The 3599-nt window shown below is 38.5% G+C and carries 2 protein-coding genes and 2 pseudogenes; all 4 read right to left on the bottom strand.

What is annotated here, in order from left to right; genetic code table 11:
* Positions 1-197 precede the first annotated feature (197 nt).
* Positions 198-990 (bottom strand): annotated as a pseudogene (locus J7K93_04710) (carbon-nitrogen hydrolase family protein).
* A 268-nt stretch (positions 991-1258) separates the two neighbouring features.
* A complete protein-coding gene (locus J7K93_04705) occupies positions 1259-1678 on the bottom strand; it encodes a hypothetical protein (protein MCD6116294.1) in 420 nt (139 codons plus the stop codon).
* Positions 1675-3072: pseudogene (locus J7K93_04700) on the bottom strand (sigma-54-dependent Fis family transcriptional regulator). The gene J7K93_04705 and the pseudogene J7K93_04700 overlap by 4 nt, the downstream one beginning before the upstream one ends.
* 33 nt (positions 3073-3105) lie before the next feature.
* The coding region (locus J7K93_04695; protein MCD6116293.1) for a hypothetical protein at positions 3106-3599 on the bottom strand (494 nt) is incomplete at its 5' end.

The following is a 3599-nucleotide window of genomic DNA, read 5'->3' as shown; positions in this document are numbered from 1 at the left end:
CGTATGTGTTAACTTCTTATATTCACTCATTTATACTGTACCTCCTCTGTGCAACCTTTCAGGGTAGGTACAGTATAATAAAATTAATGAAACGGTAAAACCATTTGATCGACCACTACCAGAGGTAAAGGGTTTTTATAATAAACTCAATATAAAACAATAAATTATAGGATGAAACAGCTTTTTTTGTGAATTATTCAGGCTAGAAAATGTTTTTTTGCATGACATTTCTTAACCTCATCCAGATTCACTTCAGCATAGAGTATTTCATCTTTAAGAGCAGGAGCCTGAGCTATCCAGGCGGCCGTCAGGCCCGGTTACAAATGACCTGCCTTCAAATGTAAGATTTTCCTCTTTACCCACCCTGTTGCAAAGAGCAGTGAAGTACCCGTTCTGGAATCCGGCAACCTTAAGTTCCGCTTCATATAATCCTTCAGGCCACTCTCCCACAGATCCTGCCTGAGGCACAATAACCAATTCCGCTCCCTTTATTCCTAATGCTCTCATGTATTCAGGGAAATGGCGGTCATAGCAAATTGCTACTCCTATTTTCCCGAAACGGGTACTGAAAACCATTTGAGAATTTCCCTGGGCATAGTAATCCTGTTCATAAAAATTAGGCGCCTGCAGTATATGAACCATTCGTGTAACGCCTAAGATTGTTCCGTCTGCATCAATAACAGGAGAAGAATCAAAAGTTTTATCACCCTCTTTTTCAAAAAGATTCATAACTGTAACAACTCCGTACTTTGCAGACAGTTGTGAAAATATCTCTGTTAACGGGCCCTGTATTGTTTCAGCAAGAAGGGCCGGATCTGACCCGGAGCGATTTTGCGGATAAAAAGGTGTAAAAGCCAGCTCTGCAAAAACGATTATCTGCGCACTGTTTTCAGCTGCTTTTATAAAATTCTCTGTCCCCTTTTTAATATTATCTTCGATGTTTCGGGATGCAGACTGCTGAATTAAAGCAATTTTTACTGATCTGCTCAATTATTTTCTCCTTGTTTTAATAGAGGAGGCAAATCAGGGTGCTTTAAATGAAAATCAGTAGCATCCTGAAACGCCTTTGTAGCAAGCAGAGTACTGCCTTCGTCGTAAAGATGACCGATAAAACTTATGCTTAAAGATTTGTCCTGCTATTTATTTGATTTATGAAAACAAATTTGAATACAATAACAATTGATTCTTAAACAATTGTTAAGTAAAAAAAATTTCTGCTGCATATTTTATGTTCAGACACTTGAATAAGCAAATCCGGCTACCCTTTACCACCTTTTTTCTTTTTGCCCCTACCCTTTGGACCTTGCTGCTTATTATTAATGGAAGATCCGTTTTCACTTTTTATTATCTTTACCTGTTTACCCTGCTTTAATGGAATTTGCTGCAGGTTATCATTTATACCGTCTCCGTTTAAATCAATAAACTTAGGTTTCCGAAGCTTATTTTTCTCTTTCATAAGTCTGTGCCAGTCCGGATCGAGCTCATTGGGAATACCATCATTGTCGTGATCAGGAGCGTTATCATTATAACCGTCACCGTTTTTATCCACAAACTTTAATTTTTTTTGAATTTTTTTCTGCATTTTCTTTGCTGTTTTTACGCTGTCCTGTGCCTGTACACTGCCGAATGCAGTAACACACAGCAAAGACAAAATAAAAATAAAAACTTTGGAATTCATGATGAACCTTCTTTATTTAAACGCTTCGGGTTTATAATTCCCAGTTTTTGCATGCGGGATCTTAAATGCCTTTCAGAAATGCCAAGCATTTCCGCTGCTCTGGTCTGATTCCCGTTTTTTAAATCCAGCGCAGTCTCAATCATACCTCTTTCAAATGCGCTTACCTTTTCCGTATAAGAGTAAGAAAAATCCGCAGGATCCAGGATTCCCGATTCCCTGATATCCGCAAGCCCGGCCGGTAAATCATCTGTAGTAATTACATCGCTTCGTGTAAGAACAACCGCCCGCTCAATAATATTTTCAAGCTCACGTACATTACCAGGATAATTATAACGCATTAAATAGTCAAGGGCTTCCCTGCTTAATCCTGTTATCTCTTTCCCGTTCTCTTTTGAATACTTTTCAAGAAAATGATCAATAAGAACAGGTATGTCTGTTTTCCGCTCTCTTAAAGCAGGGATATGTATTGTCACAACATTGATCCTGTAAAACAAATCTTCACGAAAACTCCCCTCTGCAATCATCTCTTCGAGATTTCTGTTAGTTGCAGTAATTACCCGTACATCAACTTTTATTGTTGAGGAACCTCCCACACGTTCAAATTCTCCGAATTGCAGTGCACGGAGTAGTTTTACCTGAGTCTGAGGAGCAATATCTCCTGCTTCATCAATAAACAATGTCCCGCGGCCAGCCTGCTCAAACCTCCCGATACGCTGAGATGTTGCACCTGTAAAGGAGCCTTTTTCGTGCCCGAAAAGTTCACTCTCTAACAAGTTTTCCGAAAGCGCTGCGCAATTTACCGTAATTAAAGGTTTGTCTTTTCTGTCACTTGTATAATGAATTGCTTTTGCAATAAGTTCTTTTCCCGTACCGCTCTCTCCGCGGATTAAAACTGTTGCCTTGCTCTTTGCAACTCTTCCTGCAGTATTTAAAACCTGTTCCATCTCTTTGCTTTGGGAGATAATTGAATCGAATCTGTATCTTTCCTGCAGCTGCTCTTTTAACAGCCTGTTTTCAGAAACTAAAAAATTGTGCTCCTGCGCTTTTTTTACAAGAGCTTCCAATTCATCAAGATTAACGGGTTTTACAAGATAATCAAATGCCCCTTGTTTCATAACTCTGACTGCATCTTCAGTATCGCTGAATGCAGTCATAACCACAATCGGGATCTCAGGATTAATCTGTTTTACGGATTTTACTACTTCAAGCCCGTTTATATCCGGCATCCTGAAATCAGTAAACACCAAATCAATATTACCGTTTTGTACTATTTTCAATCCTTATGATCCGGACTCTGCAGTTACCACATTATATTTACGCCGTTTAAGAAACGATTTGATTGATATTATCTGTGCTGGCTCATCATCTATTAAAAGTATGTTGAATTCTGACATTTTACATTCCTGCTTTTATCCTTCGGAATATATTTAAAGCTGCCACTTAATTCCGGCTCCTATAACTGAGTTTTTATAATCGTACCAGAAACTGTTTGAACTGTTTTCAATATAATAATAATTCATGTAAAACTGAAAATTTTTAAGACCTTTCTTATTTACATAAAACGTCTTAGTAAAATTAACATTAAAAGTCTGCATATTGTCTGACCTGCTGCCGCCTGAAGCAAGAGTGTCCTCTGCGGAAACATACGCCTGTTCACTGATATAGTTCTTTGATGTTACTGCTCCGCGAATTTGTATTTTTACTGACCGGGAAATCATCCATGTTAACTGTGAAGACCAGCCTTTGCTTTCATAACTGAAGGGATCGTCAAATATTTCTTCATCCTGGTAAAATCCGTCTGCATTTACAAAATCCGTTTCCTTTGTAAGACTGATCTGCTGCCTGTACTGAACATAAACGCCCATTTTGCTGAAAAGTGACTGTGTAACACGGGTAAGAAAAACAAAATGGCTTAATGCCG

This window comes from bacterium, assembly GCA_021158245.1.
Classification (GTDB): domain Bacteria; phylum Zhuqueibacterota; class QNDG01; order QNDG01; family QNDG01; genus QNDG01.
This window is presented reverse-complemented; position numbering and strand designations above follow the sequence as displayed.

Bases quoted from the DNA above. Each gene is read 5' to 3' on its own strand.
- J7K93_04705 (MCD6116294.1), bottom strand. From the start codon at position 1,678: ATGAATTCCAAAGTTTTTATTTTTATTTTGTCTTTGCTGTGTGTTACT.